This window comes from Nibribacter koreensis (assembly GCF_039541795.1).
Classification (GTDB): domain Bacteria; phylum Bacteroidota; class Bacteroidia; order Cytophagales; family Hymenobacteraceae; genus Nibribacter; species Nibribacter koreensis.
Window position 1 is genome coordinate 570,508 of the sequence record NZ_BAABGX010000001.1, and the last position, 19,719, is coordinate 590,226.

General features: G+C 50.5%; 13 protein-coding genes. 8 read left to right on the plus strand and 5 right to left on the minus strand.

Annotated elements, in window-relative coordinates:
* Window positions 1-7: 7 nt before the first annotated feature.
* Window positions 8-880 (minus strand): cyanophycinase, encoded by an 873-nt coding sequence (locus tag ABD880_RS02420; RefSeq protein WP_345161961.1) that lies wholly within the window; start codon window positions 878-880, stop codon window positions 8-10.
* Window positions 881-1,048: 168 nt separating this feature from the next.
* Here ABD880_RS02420 and ABD880_RS02425 point away from each other — a divergent pair, with 168 nt between their 5' ends.
* Complete coding sequence (locus ABD880_RS02425; RefSeq protein ID WP_345161963.1) at window positions 1,049-1,543, plus strand: YciE/YciF ferroxidase family protein; 495 nt, start codon at window positions 1,049-1,051, stop codon at window positions 1,541-1,543.
* A 77-nt stretch (window positions 1,544-1,620) separates the two neighbouring features.
* Here ABD880_RS02425 and ABD880_RS02430 read toward each other — a convergent pair whose 3' ends face one another.
* On the minus strand, window positions 1,621-3,426 hold the full coding sequence (locus tag ABD880_RS02430; RefSeq protein WP_345161965.1) for a M1 family metallopeptidase: 1,806 nt from the start codon (window positions 3,424-3,426) through the stop codon (window positions 1,621-1,623).
* A gap of 318 nt (window positions 3,427-3,744) precedes the next feature.
* Here ABD880_RS02430 and ABD880_RS02435 point away from each other — a divergent pair, with 318 nt between their 5' ends.
* The 3 genes from ABD880_RS02435 (at window position 3,745) to dinB (ending at window position 8,199) form a co-directional block, all read left to right on the plus strand.
* Entirely contained in the window at window positions 3,745-5,373 is a 1,629-nt protein-coding gene (locus ABD880_RS02435; protein ID WP_345161967.1) for a L,D-transpeptidase family protein, read from the plus strand.
* 672 nt (window positions 5,374-6,045) lie between these two features.
* A complete protein-coding gene (locus ABD880_RS02440; RefSeq protein WP_345161969.1) occupies window positions 6,046-6,489 on the plus strand; it encodes a helix-turn-helix domain-containing protein in 444 nt (147 codons plus the stop codon).
* Window positions 6,490-7,047: 558 nt separating this feature from the next.
* A complete protein-coding gene (dinB, locus tag ABD880_RS02445; RefSeq protein ID WP_345161971.1) occupies window positions 7,048-8,199 on the plus strand; it encodes a DNA polymerase IV in 1,152 nt (383 codons plus the stop codon).
* Window positions 8,200-8,450: 251 nt separating this feature from the next.
* Here dinB and ABD880_RS02450 read toward each other — a convergent pair whose 3' ends face one another.
* The gene (locus ABD880_RS02450; RefSeq protein WP_345161973.1) at window positions 8,451-8,621 is read right to left on the minus strand and encodes a hypothetical protein; all 171 of its coding nucleotides are present in this window, start codon (window positions 8,619-8,621) and stop codon (window positions 8,451-8,453) included.
* Between the two features lie 112 nt (window positions 8,622-8,733).
* On the opposite strand from ABD880_RS02450, the gene ABD880_RS02455 reads away from it, so the two are divergent.
* A complete protein-coding gene (locus tag ABD880_RS02455) occupies window positions 8,734-11,682 on the plus strand; it encodes a DNA polymerase III subunit alpha (RefSeq protein WP_345161975.1) in 2,949 nt (982 codons plus the stop codon).
* 342 nt (window positions 11,683-12,024) lie between these two features.
* Here the strand turns inward: ABD880_RS02455 and ABD880_RS02460 are convergent, their stop codons facing one another.
* Entirely contained in the window at window positions 12,025-13,716 is a 1,692-nt protein-coding gene (locus ABD880_RS02460; RefSeq protein ID WP_345161977.1) for a potassium channel family protein, read from the minus strand.
* A 125-nt stretch (window positions 13,717-13,841) separates the two neighbouring features.
* A complete protein-coding gene (locus tag ABD880_RS02465) occupies window positions 13,842-15,266 on the minus strand; it encodes an MATE family efflux transporter (RefSeq protein ID WP_345161979.1) in 1,425 nt (474 codons plus the stop codon).
* Between the two features lie 479 nt (window positions 15,267-15,745).
* Here ABD880_RS02465 and ABD880_RS02470 point away from each other — a divergent pair, with 479 nt between their 5' ends.
* The 3 genes from ABD880_RS02470 (at window position 15,746) to ABD880_RS02480 (ending at window position 19,566) form a co-directional block, all read left to right on the plus strand.
* A complete protein-coding gene (locus tag ABD880_RS02470; RefSeq protein WP_345161980.1) occupies window positions 15,746-16,444 on the plus strand; it encodes a pseudouridine synthase in 699 nt (232 codons plus the stop codon).
* A gap of 213 nt (window positions 16,445-16,657) precedes the next feature.
* A complete protein-coding gene (locus tag ABD880_RS02475; RefSeq protein ID WP_345161982.1) occupies window positions 16,658-18,103 on the plus strand; it encodes an alanine/glycine:cation symporter family protein in 1,446 nt (481 codons plus the stop codon).
* 464 nt (window positions 18,104-18,567) lie between these two features.
* Window positions 18,568-19,566, plus strand: a complete 999-nt coding sequence (locus ABD880_RS02480) for a synaptic vesicle VAT-1 family membrane protein (protein WP_345161984.1) — start codon at window positions 18,568-18,570, stop codon at window positions 19,564-19,566.
* Window positions 19,567-19,719: the final 153 nt, after the last annotated feature.

The window sequence follows — 19,719 nt, forward strand, 5'->3', positions numbered from 1 at the left end:
TTTCTTGTCATCCCGGAAAGGGGACATGGGAGAACTTGCGCTCCTTGATATCATAGAAGTTGCCGTATGCCAGCACGTGTACCAAGAGGTGTTCTATGGACAAGGGGATGCCCGGCTCAGCGTAAGGCGTATTGTTGTGCTTGATGTGGTGGCCGTCTACTATGATGACCAGGTTGGAGCCAATGGTCTCAATGATGTTGCCATGCCGGATGAGGACGCCCGTATCCTCTCCCAAACCAATTCCTATTTTATATGGGTGGGTGGCCACGGCTTCCATTAATCTACCAAAGCGCCCCCGTTTCACGAAATGCGAGTCAAAGATTACGTTTTTCTGAAAAGCCAAGCCCGTGTCCAGCCTCACAGATCCTTTCAATAGCGAACTGGGGGAGCTTCCGCCCTTGATCATGATATCTGACATGGCCATGGCGCCTGCACTGGTACCGGCAATCACAAAATCAGCCTCGTGCAGGTACCGGTCGCGCATGATCTGGTGAAAGGCCGTACCGCCAAAGATGTTTGACAGCCTTGATTGGTCGCCGCCGCTCATCATGACCCCGTTGGCCGTGCGCAGGCGGTCCAGGTATTCTGGTTTATGGGCATCGTCCTCGTTCCTAATGTCCAGCCAACCTACATTTTTACAACCCAGCACCAGAAAAGCCCGCAAGTACAGCTCGCCCACCTCTTCGGGGATCATGGACGCCGTGGTGATGACCTCTATGCGGGCCTCTGGACCGCCCATGGTGTCTATGATTTTGCGCAAGATGCCTAACTCAAAGAAATTGAGGTGGAAACGCTTTTTCTTAAGCGGGTACGTGCCTTTGTCTTCATTGCCGCCTACCGCAATTAAAATGCCTTTAGGGGTTTGGTCTAATGTAATCATGCAGGGATCTGGGTGCTTTCTTTGAGCGCTTATACGCAACATTGGGCCCAAAGACGCACATATCTGCCAAGGATTTTAAAAGCGCATTTACAAGGAATCTTTTAACCTCCCAGATAGGGTGTCGTATAGCTAAATACCAACTCAACATTCAATTTAAATTCCATAGCTATGAAGTTAACATCATTAAGTGACCTGTTTGTCCATCAATTAAAAGACTTGTACAACGCTGAGCAGCAATTGTTGAAAGCCATGCCAGACATGATGGAGAAGGCCACCAACAGAGACCTCAAAACGGCCATGCTCAACCACATGAAAGAAACCGAAATCCAGATTCAGCGCCTGCAGCAGTGTTTTCAAGTGCTGGGCGTAAACGGTGACGGCGAGAAGTGCAAAGCCATGGAAGGTCTTTTGAAAGAAGCCAAGGAGTTCATGGAGCATGACGCAGACGCAGAGGTGATGGACGCAGGCCTTATTGCCAGCGCCCAGCGCGTAGAGCACTATGAGATTGCCGGATATGGTACCGCCTGCACCTACGCCAAGTTCTTGGGTCATACAGAGGTGTTAAACCTGCTACAGGAAACCCTGAGCGAAGAAAAGAAAACAGATGAGAAGCTGACGTTCATTGCCGAGACCGCGGTCAACAAAAAAGCAGAGAATCATTAATCAGCTCCAACTTATACAAACGAAAAAGGCCAGCCGGGAAATCTCGGCTGGCCTTTTTGTTTGAAGGCTAGTCACTTTCAAACGCCTACCATGTCATCAAAGGTGCTGGTGGCCACGGCGTGGTAATTGGGTCTTGCCTTTCGGTAAAGTTCTAGGGCTCTTGCTTTGCCGTCTGGCTGCTCTAGCAGGGCCTTGTACAAGGGCACCAGAAACTTGCGCCTACCCACGTGGGTCAGAAACTCTTCCAGACGGGCGTTGGCTGGCTCATACTGGTGGTTGATGGCGTGTTGCAACCAGACGGCCACTAGCTCTGAATTGCCAGACTGGGTAAAGGAGAAGGCTTGGTCCAGGGACTCCATCTTCTCCTGATTAAGGTTTTTGGCCAGACCTCTCAAGAAGAAAAGCCATTCATGCGTACTCCATTCCTGGGTTTTTAGGTCTGCTGGAGAGGTGCCGCTTTCCCATAGCTGCAGTTGTTCCTGTACCTGGTCAAACTTACGCGCATGCGGCACTTCTATGCCAGCGGGGATGCCGGGTTCGTAAATCCAGGCCTTCGCGTTGATCTGGTCGCGCAGGGTGGCGTCTCCGTTTATGAGTTCTTTTTCCAGAATCTCTTCAAAACGGGTAGTATCCATGGACTGGAATTGATAAGTGCCGAAGTAGTTCTTCACAAACTGGTCAAAGCGTTCTTGGCCAACTTGCCGCTCTATGTGCCGCAGAAAGTAGTTTCCCTTCTCATAGGCAATCTCAGTGAGGCCTTCGTCTGGATCACGGCCTTGTAAGTCTAATTTTAAACAAGTGTCTTTAGGTTGACCGGCCAGATCATCTTGCAAGGCGTGCTGTAAGTCTTGGTAACCCAGCGTGTGTAGCATTTCTGAATAGTCATGTCCATACAGCACTTCCATGATGCGACGTTCAAAATAGACGGTAAAGCCTTCATTCAGCCAAAAGTCATTCCAGGTGGCGTTGGTGACCAGATTTCCCGACCAGGAGTGCGCCAGTTCATGCGCAATTAAGCTGGTAAGCGAGCGGTCCTTGGCAATGATGGTGGGCGTGGCAAAGGTGAGCTTGGGGTTTTCCATGCCACCAAACGGGAAGCTGGGTGGCAAGACCAGCAAGTCATAGCGTCCCCATAGATAAGGACCGTAGAGGGCTTCGGCGGCCTCCAGCATCTTCTCGGTGTCGGCAAACTCATAGGTGGCGTCCTGGATGGTCTCTGGCTCTGCGTACACGCCGCATCGGCTACCCACCGGCCTGAACTCCAGATTGCCCACTGCCAAAGACAGGAGATAGGATGGTATGGGCTGATCCATCTTGAAAAGGTATTCGCCCTCTGGGTTCTTCTCCTGCGGATTGTCGGCGCTCATTAGCGGAAGCAGGTGCGAGGGGACTTTTACGCGCGCCGTATAGGTGAACCGTACACCCGGACTGTCCTGGCATGGGAGCCAGGTGCGTGCCAGAATGGCCTGTGACTGCGTAAAGAGGAAGGGGTGTTCCTTGCCAGCCGTCTGTGCCGGACTTAGCCACTGTAGGGCAGCGGCCTGCGGCGTGGTCTCAAAGGCAATGGTCACCTTGTTGGTTTCTTTCTGCAAGGGAATGCGCAAAGCTTGTCCCAAGTATTTGACAGGCGCAGAAACACTGAATGCCTGTTCTGCCGCAGCATCATCTAACCGCACGGAGAGGATGTTCAGGTCGCGCACGTCCAGGACAATCTCAGAGGAGTGTTGGTGCTTTATCTGGTAAATCCCATGCCCCTTTATTTGCTTTTGGGCAAAATCTACCACCAACTGCCAGTCTACGTGTTGAATGATGGCGTCCTGGGGTTTTGAGAAACTATGCGGGTCATGCGGAAGGACCACCGCCTTGGAAGAATCTTGGTTCATGGTTCTAATTGTAAGGTGAGTGGCAAGGCCAGTGCATTATCGAAGGCTGTGGCTGCCCGGGTTCAATATACATAGTACTGATCATACTTAACCAGCCGCCTAAGGTTTTTAGGCGGGTCAAGGCAAGGCAATGTCTTTATGGAAACATGGCTTGGGAGAAGAATATATAAGATTGCTAATTATATTTTTTGTCCAATTTAGAACTTGCGCGGTTTTCTAACTTTTTAGGCCGCCGTTCAGTATAAGTACCACATTCCAAATAAGATGAAAGCTCCTATGAAGTTTCCGAATATGTATTTCCGCCTGATGCTCTGCCTTTTGGTTGGAATTCTTGTGTTTAGTGCATGCGCTAAGTCAAATGACAAAAAATCACAATCCAAAGCCAAGGCTGCGGCTCCACTGCCCCAGCAGACAGACAGCGTGTTTGTAACGCAGTACACCTTGGCTAAGCCCGCTTTTAAAGAGCACCTACCTTTAATGAAGTTGTTCTACCGGGAGCGTGGCTACAAGTTTGCCTGGTTTAAAAACGGCGAACTCATTCCGCAGGCGGCCAAGCTGCAGGAGGTCTTGAAAGGCGCCCATGAGGAAGGCCTGAACCCACGCGACTACCAGGTAGTAGACATTGCCTCACTATTCAAGAACTATGAGGCCGCCAAGGATGACTCTGCCAAGCATAAGATTCAGCAGGAGATAGACGTGGCTTTAACCGCTACCTATTTCAACTATGCCTCAGACTTTTACCGAGGCACCGTAAATCCCAAGGAAATGGACAACATTGAGTGGGAGGTAAAGAAGAACAAGATCAAGTTGCATAAGGCCCTGCAGACTATTTTGAAGGAGCGTGACAGCCGGTACCCGTATTATGAGTTTGAGGCTCTGCATACCGGGTATATACGTCTGCGTGATGCCCTTAAGAATTACCGTGCCATTAAGCAGCAAGGAGGATGGCCCAAGATTGAACTGACCACCAAGTCCATTAAACCCGGCGACTCTACCCAGGCGGTGCTAGCTTTGCGTCAACGCTTGCTAGGAAAAAGTGCGGCAGCGGTCGCCAACGCTACCACCTATGATCAGAACCTGGCCACTGCCGTGAAGAAGTTTCAGGTAAACCACGGCCTTAAGCCAGACGGCGTAGTGGGCGGCGAGACGCTTAAAAAGCTCAACGTGTCTGTAGACGAGCGCATTGACCAAATCATCATCAACATGGAGCGCTGGCGCTGGGTGCCTAAACGCTTTGAAGACAAGTACGTGTTCGTGAACATTCCAGAATACGTGATGCACGTGATGGAGAAAGACAAAGAAGTCCTGTCTATGAAGGTGGTAGTGGGCAAGGAGATGAACGCCACGCCGGTCTTCAGTGATAAGCTGGAGTACATTGTCTTCTACCCGTACTGGAACATCACCCCTGACATTTTAGCCGAAGAAATTGCCCCTGCCCAGGCCAAGAATCCCAACTACCTGGCCCGTAATGACATGGAAGTGGTGAAGGACATAGGCAACAACAAGGTAGAGATTCTGCCTGCCTCCTCAGTGGATTGGTACTCTATAGACAACAAGGCCAAGATCAGAGTGCGCCAGCGTCCTGGCAAGAAGAACCCGCTAGGCTACGTCAAGTTCATCTTCCCGAATGAGCACAACGTCTACCTGCATGACACGCCCGCAGACCATTTGTTCAACCAGACAGAGCGTGGGTTCAGCCATGGGTGCGTACGTATTGAGAAGCCCTTTGAATTTGCCCAGTACCTGTTAAAAGACCAGAAGCAATGGACGCCTTCTGCCATCAAGGCGGCCATGGTGGGTGGACAAGAAAAGTATGTGAATTTGTCTGCCAAAGTGCCCGTATATATGGTGTATTTTACCACCTGGGTAGATGACAACGGCGAGGTGCATTTTAGAGACGACGTGTACGGCCATGACCGTGATTTAGAGATGGCCTATTTTAGATAATAAGTATAAAAAAGGCAGCTTAATTTAGCTGCTATTCCCTCACTTAAGAGCCGGACTACTGCCTGTTATCAGGTAAGCGGTCCGGCTCTTTTTTTTATATCAAGTGCGTTGGGTACTCTTATAAATATGCAAAAGTGGCTGGGCTGAGTAGGGGCTTGGTCACTTGTCTATCTAAGGAAAAGCTGTAAACATACCGGCAAAGCGCGTCTTTTGCATGGGATAGGTTGTAGTGCCTTTTCTATTTAAGAAGACAAGATTAGACAGGGTAGGGTTAGAAGAGGTTGCTAGGAATTGTGCTATGGTTTGAGAAGGTGACAAATTGGCCTGGTGTCTTCAGTGGTATTTGGTCAGGCATCCTCTACTGCTAAATCCTTTGAGGATTTCCCCGTTCACCGCAAGGTTTCGGTTAAGGTGCTTTGATTCCTCCCAACAAACAGTTTACAAATGTAAAACAATTGTAAACTGTTTTGTAAATTGTAAACTGTGTTTAAAACTCCATCTAGCAATTAATGACGGCTGTGGTTTTAAGTATAAGTAAATAAGAGGGTTGGAGTGTTTGGGTGCAGTGAAGCTTTAATATGTCTTCCACAATGGCCTAGTACAAGCGCCGCGCTAGAGGTTTACAAATGCGCTGCTTCTCTGTAAGTGCCTATTATTTTAAACGTATTGTCTGTGACGGATCTCTTGCCTAGAATAAAAGAATTATTGACCTGGACAGGCGGTGGTCCTGCGGCCTTTGCAGATGCCATTGGTTTGTCGCGTCCGGTTATGAGCCATATTCTGGCAGGGAGAAATAAGCCCAGCCTAGAAGTAGTGCAAAAAATACTAGCCCGGTTCCCAGAGGTGCAAGCACACTGGCTTCTGTTAGGTAATGGTCAAATGCTAACATCTTTAGAAAATTCCGAGCAAGAAAATTTTGGACAGATAGTAAGCCCACCTGAGGCTTTATCTAAGATGTTTGCTGACACGGCGGGTGAAAGTGCAAAAACAATGGCTGCGGCATCTGAGCCAAAACAGGATGTGCAACCTGTTATCTCTGGCTCTCAAAAGAAGGTGAAACAGGTTCTGCTTATGTACGATGACGGTACTTTTGAAAGCATCAATTCACCAGATTAATTGTTGATTTTAGGGTTCCTTATTTCTAGTTTGAATCAACTCTTAGTAAGACGATATCTCTTTTTAGGATACCTCTGTACTACAAGAAATAACCAAATTCTGCTTGCTTTTTGATAAGCAAAAGTAAGCAGTAGTTGTGCGTTTATTTTCTCTCTGGTAGGATGTATAGCGCAGAATACTCTTATCAAGATCACTTCATTAATACACATTCACTTACTAGCCTTACCCAGCGTTTTTGACCTGTTTTCTGAAAATAAGGTCAAAATTAGCTGCGGGTTTAATAGTCTGCTATGGATTGATGTGCTTGGTTTTTCGTGCTTCCCCTTACTTTCAGCTTCTGTATGCGGTATGTATATTTCTATAACTGGTTGTCAGTGAGCAATATATTAAATATACTTATATAGGTACAAGACTATATTCTGTGGATAAATACTAACTATGTTAGTAAGTCTGTGTATAAATAGTTCTCATATATTTAGCTATTCTATATTTATCTCTCGTATTTGCTAACATAATTAGCCTTTTGTAGGCCGTGTGACATAGCTTTTCTGAGAGAATATGGTAGTAGCAGACAATAGAATCATTGCGCATTTAGACTTAGACACGTTTTTTGTTTCGGTGGAGCGTTTGCGTAACGCCCAGCTTAAGGACCAGCCTGTTATCATTGGCGGGCTCTCAGACAGGGGCGTGGTGGCCAGTTGCAGTTATGAGACGCGGTTTTACGGGGTGCACGCGGGCATGCCCATGCGCATGGCTAAGCAGCTTTGCTCTGAGGCCATCGTCCTGCGCGGCGACATGGAGGCCTACAGCAAATACTCCAATGACGTGACCAGCGTCATTGCCAGCCAGGCCCCGGTCTATGAGAAAGCATCCATTGACGAGCATTACCTAGATGTGAGCGGCATGGACAAGTTCTTCGGGACCTGGCAGTGGACTAATGAGTTACGGCAGACCATTATGAAAGAAACCGGACTGCCCATCTCCTTCGGGTTGTCAGTGAACAAGACGGTATCTAAGATTGCCACGGGCCAGGCCAAACCCAACGGCGCTTTGCAGGTGAGCAAGGAGCAGGTAAAACCGTTTTTGGCGCCGCTGTCCATCAAGAAGATTCCGGGAGTGGGGCAGAAGAATTACCAGCTACTGCGCAACATGGGCATTCCTACCATTGAGGTGTTGACCATGGTACCCGTAGAGATGATGCAGAAGGTGCTGGGTAAGGAGGGCGTGCACATCTGGGAGAAGGCCAATGGCATTGACCGCGCTCCCGTAGTGCCGTACACCGAGCAGAAGTCCATCAGCACGGAGAAGACCTTTGGGACGGATACCACCGACATGGAGTTCCTGAACAGTCTATTAGTCTCCATGACCGAAGGGCTGGCCTTTGACCTGCGTACCCAAGGCAAGCTGGCCGGGTGCATCACGGTCAAGATACGCTACGCCAACTTTGACACCCACACCCAGCAGATAGCCATTCCTTACAACGCCTCTGACCATATCCTTATTAGAAAAGCCAAGGAACTGTTCCAGAAGCTCTACAACCGCCGCCTGCTCATTAGGCTGTTGGGCGTGCGGCTGAGCAACCTGGTGCAGGGTTTCCAGCAGATAGACCTTTTTGAGGATACCGCAGAACTAACCAACCTCTACCAAGCCATGGACAAAATCAGGTTCCGGTACGGCGGTGAGGCCGTGAAGCGGGCGGTGGGAGTTTAATTCAATTAAGAATTAAGAATTAAGAATTAAGTCTCCCTGGACGCCAACCCTTTTCAAGCATTCTCTCATTCTATCAATCATTCAATCACTCAATATTTTGTCATCCTGAAAGGACCTTGTGGGCTAAAAGATGGGCAGAAGCTAAGCGCTAAACCCTTTTTTGGGCTGTTTTCTGGAAAAGAGGCTAAAAACGGTAAACGCCCTTCCGCAAGCTTTCAGCTTGTGGGTAGACCTGAGGCAAGTTTACAAACTTACGTTTCTTTCCAGTCTTTTACGCAAGTTGAAAACTTGCCTGCATGATAAGCTCCAAGCTGTAAGCTTGAAGCAGAAATAACAGGAGAACCGTTTTTGACCTGATTTCCAGAAAATAGGGCAAAAATGAGAAGGGTTGCTTTTTGCCATTGACTTTCTAATCCGCCCACAAGGTCCTTTCAGGATGACAAAAGGGGAGTATGCCATTACCTAACATACAATGTCATACTTCCCCAACGCTTCAACTCGTGCTACACGATACCTGCTACTTGATACCAGTTTATGCTAGCCTTCGTCCATTCCTATTATAGTCTGCGGTACGGCACCTTATCGCCGGAAGAGCTGGTCGCTGAGGCGAAGAAGAACGGCTACACGGCTTTGGCCTTGACCGACATCAACGCTACGTCTGGGGTATTTCCGTTTGTGCAGGCGTGCGTGGCCCAAGGGATTGAGCCGGTGGTGGGTATTGAGTTCAGGGTGGGCAATTGCTGGGTGTACACGGGTATTGCCCAAAACCAGGAAGGCTTTAGGGAGTTGAACGAGTTTCTGAGTGGCTACTTACTGCAGCATCAACAAGTGCCAGAAACACCACCGGCTTTCCAGCAGGTGGTCATCATTTATCCCTTTGCCCGCGCCAAGGAATCGGTGCAGCCGCTACGTGAGAATGAGTACGTGGGCGTACGTCCCCAAGAGCTGAACCAGCTACTGTTCTCAGACCTCCGGAAGAAGAAGAACGTGCGACTCATGCTCTACCCGCTCTTCACCTGCAAAAACCAGGAGGGCGAAGCCTTGCACCGGCACCTGCGGGCCATTGACCACAACATCCTACTCAGCCAGCTAGACCACAGCCACGGCCTTGCCCACGAGCCCTGCTTCCAAACGGTACATCATCTTCAAAAGCAGGTGAGCCACTATCCGGAACTACTCAACTGCAACGAGCAACTGGCAAAGGAGGCGGTCTTCTCCTTTGACTTTAAGAAGCGCCGCAACAAACTCTACTTCACCACCTGCGCGCAGGAGGACATCGTGTTATTGAAAAAACTGGCCCTGGACGGCGCTACCCGGCGCTACGGGGGTGGCAATAAAGTAGCCAGACAGCGGGTGCTGCATGAACTGGACATCATTGCGAAGCTGGAGTTTGGGGCGTACTTTCTCATCACCGAGGACGTCATCAGCTACGCCAAAAAACGCAATTTCTATCACATTGGGCGGGGGAGTGGGGCCAACAGCGTAGTGGCCTATTGCCTGGGCATCACGGACGTAGACCCCATTGAGCTGGATTTGTACTTTGAGCGCTTCCTCAACCCCAAACGCACAAGTCCGCCCGATTTTGACATTGACTTCAGTTGGGATGAGCGCGACGAGGTGCTGGACTACATCTTCAAGCGTTACGGCCGGGAGCATACCGCTTTAATGGGGGCCATGGTCACGTTTCAGCAGAGTTCCATTCTGCGTGAGCTGGGCAAAGTCTACGGCCTGCCTAAAACTGAGCTGGACGCGCTGGTAGAGCAGCCGCAGGCGCCCAGCAACGCCAATCATCTCACCAAGGAGATTTTTAGGTACGGCCAACTGCTGACAGACTTCCCCAATGTGCGCTCCATCCACGCCGGCGGCGTGCTCATTTCTGAGGACTCCATCTACAACTACACCGCCCTGGACATGCCGCCCAAGGGCCTGCCCACCGCGCAATGGGACATGTATGTAGCCGAGAGCATCGGGTTTGAGAAGCTGGACATCCTGAGCCAGCGGGGCATTGGGCACATCAAAGAGTGCGTGCAACTGGTGCAGCAGAACCGGGGCATCAAGGTAGACGCCCATGAGGTGGCTAAGTTCAAGCAGGATGAGAAGGTGAAGGAACAGCTCCGGTCCGGCGACACCATCGGGTGTTTTTACATTGAGAGTCCGGCTATGCGGGGTCTGCTCAAGAAACTGCGCTGTAATCATTATCTGTCTCTGGTGGCGGCAAGTTCCATCATCAGGCCGGGCGTGGCCAAGAGTGGGATGATGAAAGCCTACATTGAGCGCTTCCATCACCCCGAGAAAATCCAGCACCTGCACCCGGTCATGGCTGAACAGCTGGGTGAAACCTACGGCGTCATGGTCTACCAGGAGGACGTGCTCAAAGTCTGTCATCACTTTGCCGGGCTAGACCTGGCCGACGCCGATGTGCTGCGCCGGGGCATGAGCGGCAAGTACCGGTCCAAGGCCGAGTTCCAGAAGCTGGTAGACAAGTTCTTTGACAACTGCCGGGCCAAGGGCTATCCAGAACACATCACCAAAGAGGTCTGGCGGCAGGTGGAGTCCTTTGCGGGCTACTCGTTTTCCAAGGCGCACTCGGCGTCGTTTGCCGTAGAAAGCTACCAGAGCCTTTTCCTGAAGACGTATTATCCGCTGGAGTTCATGGTGGCCGTCATCAACAATTTCGGGGGCTTTTACCGGACGTGGGTATACGTGCAGCAGACCCAGAAAGCGGGCGGCACCCTGCACTTACCCTGCGTGAACCAAAGTACCTATTACACTTCCCTCTCTGGCACCGATGTCTTTCTGGGGCTGGTCCACATACAGAACCTGGAGCAGAAAGTGGCTTGTAAGATTGTAGCTGAGCGCGAGGAGAACGGGCCTTACACTTGCCTGGAGGAATTCATTCGGCGCACCCAAATCTCCCTGGAGCAGCTCCTGGTGCTCATCAGGATTCAGGCGCTTAGGTTTACCAACAAGGGCAAGAAGAACCTGCTCTGGGAAGCACACTTGCAACTAGGCCATAAAGTGAAAGCGCAGTCTACGGAGTTGCTGTTCCAGACGCCAACCAAGACATTTACCCTGCCCACCCTCACGCATACGGTCATAGAAGACGTGTATGACGAAATGGAACTGCTGGGGTTTCCGGTGACCTGCACGTACTTTGATCTGCTCAAAACCGCTGAACGCGGCGATGTGCCAGCTAGGGACCTGCGGGCTTTTGTAGAGCAGAAGGTGCGCATGATGGGCGTGCTGGTGGCCACCAAGTACGTGCGCACCGTGCGCGGCGACATCATGCAGTTTGGCACCTTCCTGGACGCCGCCGGTGATTTCTTTGACACTGTCCATTTTCCGCAGACCCTCAAAGCCTGGCCGTTCAAAGGCAACGGCGTCTACCTGCTTCTGGGTAAAGTAGTAGAGGAGTTTGAATTCCCCAGCATGGAGGTAGAGAAAATGGTCAAACTGCCCTTCCAGCAAGACCCTCGGTATTAGAATTAAGAATTTCCCCGAGTTAAACGACTCTCACCACATTTGTCATCCTAAAAGGATCTTGTGGGCGAACTATACAAGCAGTGACTATAATCGAACCGTCGTTTTCGGCCTGTTTTCTGAGAAACAGGCCGAAAACGCTACCTACATGCCTACATATTCTGCTTCAAGTCTGTGACTTGGAGCTTTCGTTCGGGCAAGTTAAAAACTTGAAGCAGAGACAAGGAAGGGCGTTTTTAGCCCGATTTCCAAGAAATAAGCCAAAAACGAGCTAGGTCTACAAAACCAACGAAGGTTAGATCTTGAAAGCAGACTCAAACCTATGGCAGAAGTGCTGAAAGCGAATTAGTCTGTGCCGTACATATTAAAGAAGGTGTTCTCTGCGTCAACGGTGCCAATGAGAATGATTTCTGCCTCTGGCGGAAGCACGTACGTGGGTTCTGGGTTGATCACCACGGAGCCCTCATGCCGAACGGCAATGATGGTACACCCGGTTTCCTGCCGGATGGAAGACTCAGCAATTGAGCGGCCCGCCAAGGATTCTGGCACCTTGACTTGGAGTAAATCAAGTCCTTCGGCTACCATGACAATGTCACTGCGCTTGAGTAGATTGAAGATGGTATTACTGCCCATGGAGGCGTAGGACATGACAAAATCGGCGCCGGCGCGGTGCATAGTAGGCAAGTTGCGTTGCAGGGTAGAGCGGGTGATGATCTGAATGTCGGGGCGCAGGCGGCGGCAGTAAATGGTCAGGTACACGTTCACGTCATCGTCATGGGTGGTGATGATCACGCAGGGCGCCTCGTCAATGCCGGCGGCTTTGAGAATCTCCAGATCTGCGGCGTTGCCAAGTATGTAATGCCGGTTGGGTTTTTGACGGTCGGCGGCTTTCTCAATGATGCGGTAGTCCAGCCCGCGCGCAGCCAGTGCCTCTCCCGTGGCCCGCCCCACGCGTCCGCCGCCAATGATGATGATGGGGGCAATGGTGTGCTGGGGAATAGTGTACTGCCTGTTATAATTCTTTAACTGTTCTTTAGAGCCGGCCAGCACCAACACGGTGTGGTCGGTGATGAGGGTTTCGGCCTGGGCTGCCTGAAACTTACCGCGCTCCCACACGCCTACCACGTTCACGCCTATTTTTTCACGCAGTTGTGTCTCTTTGATGGTCAAACCCACCAAGGGTGACCGGATTACGGTGGCTTCAGCAATCTGCAGACTCTTAAACTCGCCAATGACCAGGGCGCAGGCATCGCCGCCGCTGGCCCGCCTAGACAAGAAGTTGCCCATGGTTTCGCCTAACTGCAAGACGTGGTTGCTGCCGGCCAGCTCCAGAATGTCTACCGAGGCATGAAAATTACAGGTAGAGACAATGGGCACCTCACTGCTAATCTCGCGCACGGTAAAAGCCACGTTGGTATTGATCTCATCTGATGAGCTGGTGGCCACCATAGCCGCCTGTTTCACCCGTACCCGCTCATAGGTAACAGGATCATCCAAGTCGCCCAGCATGACTTTAATGCCCAGGGAATGCAGCCGGAGCCCCTCGGCAATGTCAGGTACCAGCACCACGTACTGGTAGCCAAACCGGTCCAGCTTCTTGATGAGCGCCTCAGTGACCGGGTCATGCTTGGTGAGCACAACGTGTCCCTTGGTGTTAAGAGGCAGCTCACGTGGCACTTGCGCATTTTCACGGGCCTTCATCCAGGGGGCGTAAAAGAAATTGATGAACGTAAACGGAAACAGGATGAGCAGAAAGACCATGCCCGTGCTGAGCACAATGATGGAGAAAAACCGCCCCATATCGCTATGAAAGGTGATGTCCCCGAAGCCCAGCGTAGACATGACCGTGAGCGTCCAGTACAAGCCGGTAATCCAGGAAAAAGTGCGGCCTTCGCGCAGCATCAGCAAATGGAAGATGACCGTGAAGAGCACTGTCAAGGCTACCAAGACCAGCATGAATTTGAAGAGCAGCTGAAGATTGCGGCGCTCTGGCCTATTCTTCAGGATGGCAAGCATTTGCGAGGGCAGAAACTTCATAGATACTAGCCTATACGAAAACCAGAACTTAGGTTATTTGAGGAGGCTGCCTCCCTGCCGTTTTTGGTCAGTTTTCTGGAAAACAGGCTAAAAACGGCTACAACTCTCTTCCTGATTGAGGAAGGCTACACCTTCACGGTCTTCCACTTACCGCGCTTGAACAGGTAAATGCTCACCAGGGTGATAAAGGTCTCGGCTACGGGTATGGCAATGAACACGCCCAAAGGGCCCAGCCCAAACGTCTTGGCCAGCAGATACGCCACCGGAATCTGGAACGCCCAAAAGCCGCCCAGATTTACCCAGGTAGGCGTCCAGGTATCACCAGCCCCGTTGAACGTGTTGATGAGCACCATGCCTATGCCATAAAAGATATAACCTACACTCATAATCCTGATGGCTTGCACCGCCACGGCCTGCACCTGCGCATCATTGGTGAAGAAGGCCACAAAGTAACCCGCACCCAATAAACTGATGGCCGTCACGAAGGCCATGAAGATGACGTTGTACTTGACGGTCTTCCAGACGGCCCGTTCGGCGCGGTCCACCTGTTGGGCGCCCAGGTTCTGGCCCACCAACGTAGCGGCGGCATTGCTCAAGCCCCAGGCTGGTAGGATGAAGAACATAAGGAGGCGCAGAGCGGTCTGGTACCCGGCAGAGCCGTGGTCGCCGCCGGTGGTGGCCACCAGCTGCGCCAGAAAAATCCAGCTGCAGGAGGCAATCACAAACTGCAGCACCGCCGGCGAGGCAATCTGCACCAAGGCCTTGATTTGTTCCTTGTCTGGTACAAAATGCGCCAGACGTACGCGCAAAGAACTGTTCCCATTGGTGAGGTGGTAAATCTGGTAAGCCACGCCCAGTCCTCTACCCAAGGTGGTAGCCATGGCCGCACCCGTCAAGCCAAACGCCGGGATGGGCCCAAAGCCGTTGATGAAGATAGGGCAGAGGATGATGTTGGCTACGTTGGCCACCCACAGACTTTTCATGGCAATGGCCGCGTTGCCTGCTCCCCTAAAAATACCGTTGATCAGGAACAGCAGCATGATGAAGAGACTGCTCCCCATCATAAGTTGCATGAACGGCGTACCCACCCAGGCCGCCTCTGAAGAAGCACCCATCAGCAAAAGGATGTTGGTAGCGTTGAGAACGCCTACCAAACTTAGCGCCAGGGTCACAACGCCGGCAATCAAGATGGCCTGCATGCCGGCCTTGGTGGCGGCTTCGGGGTTTTTCTCGCCTATGCGACGGGCCACCACGGCAGTGGCGGCCATGCTCATGCCTATGGCTAAAGAGTAAATGACGGTCAAGACAGACTCAGTGAGGCCCACGGTCTGGATGGCGTATGAACTGTTGTGCAGGTGGCCCACAAAATAGAGGTCTACCAGCGCGAAGACAGATTCCATGATCATCTCCAGCATCATGGGAATGGCCAACAGCACCACCGACCGCCGGATGCTACCCACGGTGTAATCCAGCTCTTCGCCGTTAAGAGATTGTTTTATGATAGACAGGAAAGAAGACAGCTTCCCCTGAGAGGTATTCACTTGTGACATGAGAAAATAGATTGTAGTAAACAGAGTTCACCTGTTACCAAACCAGAAAGGCCGGCAGATGAAAAAAAGAGGAAGGGAAGGTGCCCTTTACTGGATGCGGGCAGCTACTACAATCATATGCGTACGCTTAGCTGAAGTGCAAGTATATGGAATATTTTAAACAAGCAATAGGATTAAATGAGTTAAGTTTTTTGGAAGCGTGCAGGTGATGCCCGTATACTTATAAGATACAGCTCTTTATACCAGTCAATCTTTGTCTCTCTTTAGAGTCAAAGCCTGTTAGAAAAATAAGATACGTTGCATTTTTGGCTTGTTTTCTGGAAAATAGGCTAAAAACAAAGCTACCCTTAGTCATAAAGACAATTAGCGTAAACTAATCAGAGAATGGTCCTTTGTTGCCCCTGAAGGCTACTTAGGCATTCTTTCCTTTCCTTTATCTTTGCTGATGATTAACACAGCCACCTTCGCTTAAGCCCCAAATGAAAGCCTTCACTTCGTCTCTTCAGTATTTTGTGGTACAGAAAGGAAGGCTGTCCAATAAAGAGGCTGTACAAGCTATTTTATCTGGTAGGGTGCGGGTGAACGGGCAAAAAGGGCAGTTGCAACAAACTCTAGTGCCTGCAGATGAGGTAACGCTTGACAGCCAGGTATTAAAAGCATCCCAAGCATTCCTGTATCTAGCCTACTACAAACCAAGGGGCGTAGAATCTACCCTCAACCCATCTATAGACAACAACTTAGCCCAGGCGCTGGCTATCCAAGAGCGGGTGTTCCCCATTGGCAGATTAGACAAAGAGTCTGAAGGCCTCATGCTCCTCACCAACGACGGCCATCTTTACAGCCGCATTGCCAACGCAGACCAGCATCAGGAAAAGGAATACTTGGTGACGGTAGACAAGCCCCTCACGCCAGAAGCACTTGCCCACCTTGCCGGCGGCGTGGTGATCATGGGCCAGATGACAAGGCCTGCACAGGTGAACCAAGTAGAAGAGAAGACATTTTCCATTGTCCTCACGCAGGGCCTCAACCGCCAGATCAGGCGCATGTGCTTTAAGCTAGGGTATGAAGTGGAATGCTTGGTGCGGGTACGGATGGTGAATGTGGAGGTAGGTGACTTACAGCCTGGCCAGTGGCGGACGTTAGGGGAGAAGGAAGTTGGAGTTCTATATTCTGAATAGAAAAGGATTATTTAACTGAGGGAGGGTGGTTGTTTTTTGTTTAATTCCTGAAAAACAGGCCGAAAATGATGGGTGTGCGTTTGCTTAAAGTTTACGGCCCCTTCTTCAACTCCAGATTATTTTTCTTTTCTTTACTAAGCAAAGAACTGGCTTCTGGTCAAGAGGCTGTTTTTTACCTTGTCTTAGTCCTTATCATCTTCGCACATCCCGCACATGGAAGAGATCATCAGCAGTATCAACAACATTGTTTGGAGCAACGCTTTAATCATCCTGTGCCTGGGCACGGGCATTTACTTTTCGGTCATCACGCGGTTTCTGCAGGTGCGCTACTTAAGGGAAATGATCAGGTTGTTGTTCAACAATGCCTCTTCTGCCAAGGGAGTGAGTTCGTTTCAGGCGTTTTCCATAGCCATTGCGGGCCGGGTAGGCACGGGCAATATTGCCGGCGTGGCCACGGCCATTGCCATGGGTGGACCGGGTGCTGTTTTCTGGATGTGGACGATTGCCTTTCTGGGCAGCGCCTCGGCGTTTATTGAAGCCACGCTGGGTCAGATTTACAAGGAAGTAAAAGATGGGCAGTACCGCGGCGGGCCGGCCTTCTACATTGAAAAAGGGCTGGGCGTGAAATGGTACGCCGTAGTGTTTGCCGTGGCCACCATCATTAGCATGGTCTTTTTGTTGCCGGGCGTCCAAAGCAACAGCATTGCGCTGGGTATTACCAACGCATTTCCAATTCCACCTGCCGTGACGGGCGGGGTGGTGACGCTGGTGCTGGCCTTAATCATCTTTGGTGGCGTTAAGCGCATTGGCCGGGTTGCCGAGATCATTGTGCCCTTCATGGCAGGCGCCTACATCCTAATGGCGGTTATCATCATTGCCATGAACATAACAGAGGTGCCAGCCGTGCTGAGTTTGATTATCAAATCTGCCTTTAACCTAGAGTCTGCCTTTAGCGGGGTCTTTGGCATGGCCGTGGCCTGGGGCGTGAAGCGCGGCATCTACTCCAATGAGGCCGGACAAGGCACCGCACCGCACGCCGCCGCCGCCGCTGAGGTGAGCCACCCGGTCAAGCAGGGCTTGGTGCAGGCGTTTTCGGTGTACGTAGACACGCTGTTTGTTTGTACGGCCACGGCGTTCATGATTCTGTTTACGGGTCAGTACAACGTAGTCAATCCGGCCGGCGGATTTCTGGTGGAGAACATGCCTAACGTGCCCATTGGGTCTGAGTATACGCAACAAGCCGTGAACACGTATTTCCCAAGCTTGGGAGGCGGCTTTGTAGCCATCGCCTTGTTGCTCTTCGCGTTTACCACCATCATGGCCTATTACTACATAGCCGAGACCAACCTCAGCTACCTTATGAAGAAAGGTACCAGTAAATGGGCGCTTTGGGGCTTACGGGCAGCCATCTTAGTGGCCACGTTCCTAGGATCTATCAAAACCGCCGAGTCCGCCTGGGCCCTGGGGGACATTGGCGTGGGCATTATGGCCTGGCTCAACATTATAGCCATTCTGCTCTTGCAAAAACCGGCCATGAAAGCCTTGCGCGACTATCAAGAACAACGCAAAGCCGGCCTGGACCCGGTTTTTGACGCCCAGAAATTGGGCATTAAAAACGCCGAAGAATGGAAGCCCAAGCCTGAACTTCAAAAAGCATAAAATTTCACGCAGAGTCTAGTAATCCTTCCGTTTTTAGCTTGTTTTCCAGAAAACAAGCTAAAAACGGAAGGATTTTTATGTGAGAGCATTAAGCTATAATTGGTATTCTGACGGTAGTTAAGCCAAATGCCAAAGGCCTTAAATCAAGGCACATGTACATCACAGCCTTCTGTAAATTGCTAACTAACTTTTCAATTAAGAAGCGGCTGGGCGAAAAATCAATAAGGCAATGGTACTTACGAGGCGGTTGCGTCTGCATAGTGTAATCAGAATTCTGATTATGGGAAGTTAGCTTGCTTTGGTTCACGTGTTTTTCCTACCGTTTGGGTGTAGCTAAACTTAGGCTTAACTATTGAATCAGAAAGGTACCTAAGCCAGGTTTACCTTTTTTTAAGCCCTTCGTTTTAAGGTATTATTCACCATCTATCTTATACTCTAAAATGCCACTACGTCAGGTATTCCGTATGCCCAAGGCAGGGTCCATTAACCATTTGACGCTGCAAACCGAAGCTCTGGATAATCCGCAACCAGATGAAGTCTGTGTTCAGGTAAAGGCAATGGGCCTTAATTTTGCCGATGTCTTTGCCATGCAGGGGTTGTACAGTGCCACACCTGCCGGTTCTTTTATACCCGGCCTTGAATTTTCTGGCGAGGTGGTGTCTGTAGGAAGGTCAGTGACCAGTTGTAAAGTAGGGGACCGAGTGATGGGCGTAACTAGGTTTGGCGGCTATGTATCCTATATCAACATTAATGAGCAGTATGTGATCCCCATGCCCCAAGATTGGAGTTATGAGCAAGGCGCTGGTTTTCTGGTGCAAGGATTGACTGCCTACTATGCACTGTTGTCTTTGGGTAATATGCAAAAGGGGATGACCGTTCTTATTCACAGTGCCGCTGGTGGCGTAGGCCTTTTGGCCAACCAAATCTGTAAAAAGTACGGCGCCTATACCATAGGAACGGTGGGCCAGCCCAACAAAGTAGATTTCCTGCGGCAGGAAGAGAAATTTGATGCTGTGATTTTGCGCGGCAAGGATTTTGGCGCCCAGTTGCGGCAAACGTTAGCAGAGAGGCCCTTGAATCTAATTATGGAATGCATAGGAGGAGAAGTACTAGCCCAAGGCTGGAAAGCACTCGCGCCTATGGGCCGCATGGTGGTATACGGTAATGCCAGCTTTTCTAGTCATAGTGCCCAACCTAACTACCCGCGCCTATTCTGGAAGTATTTGCAACGGCCAAGAATAGATCCACTTAAACTGCCCACCGAAAACAAGTCCCTGATGGGCTTTAACCTTATCTACCTCTATGAGCAAACCGATCTCATGCACCAACTGTTGCGTGAGCTTCAGGCCTTGGATCTGGCACCTCAGCACATTGGACACGTGTACCCGCATCAAGACATGCAAAAAGCCATTCGTCTATTTCAGAGGGGCAAGACTGTAGGGAAGGTGGTAGTCACTTGGTAATACAACCTAAAATATTTTAGAAACCGGTGGTTATTACAGCAATTATCTAATCTAATTCCCACCGAATTTCAACAAGGTTATAAATTGGCAGTATTTTGGCTATTAGGTAGTTAGGAAGAATAAACTATGCGTCTTGCATACTAAATGGTACAT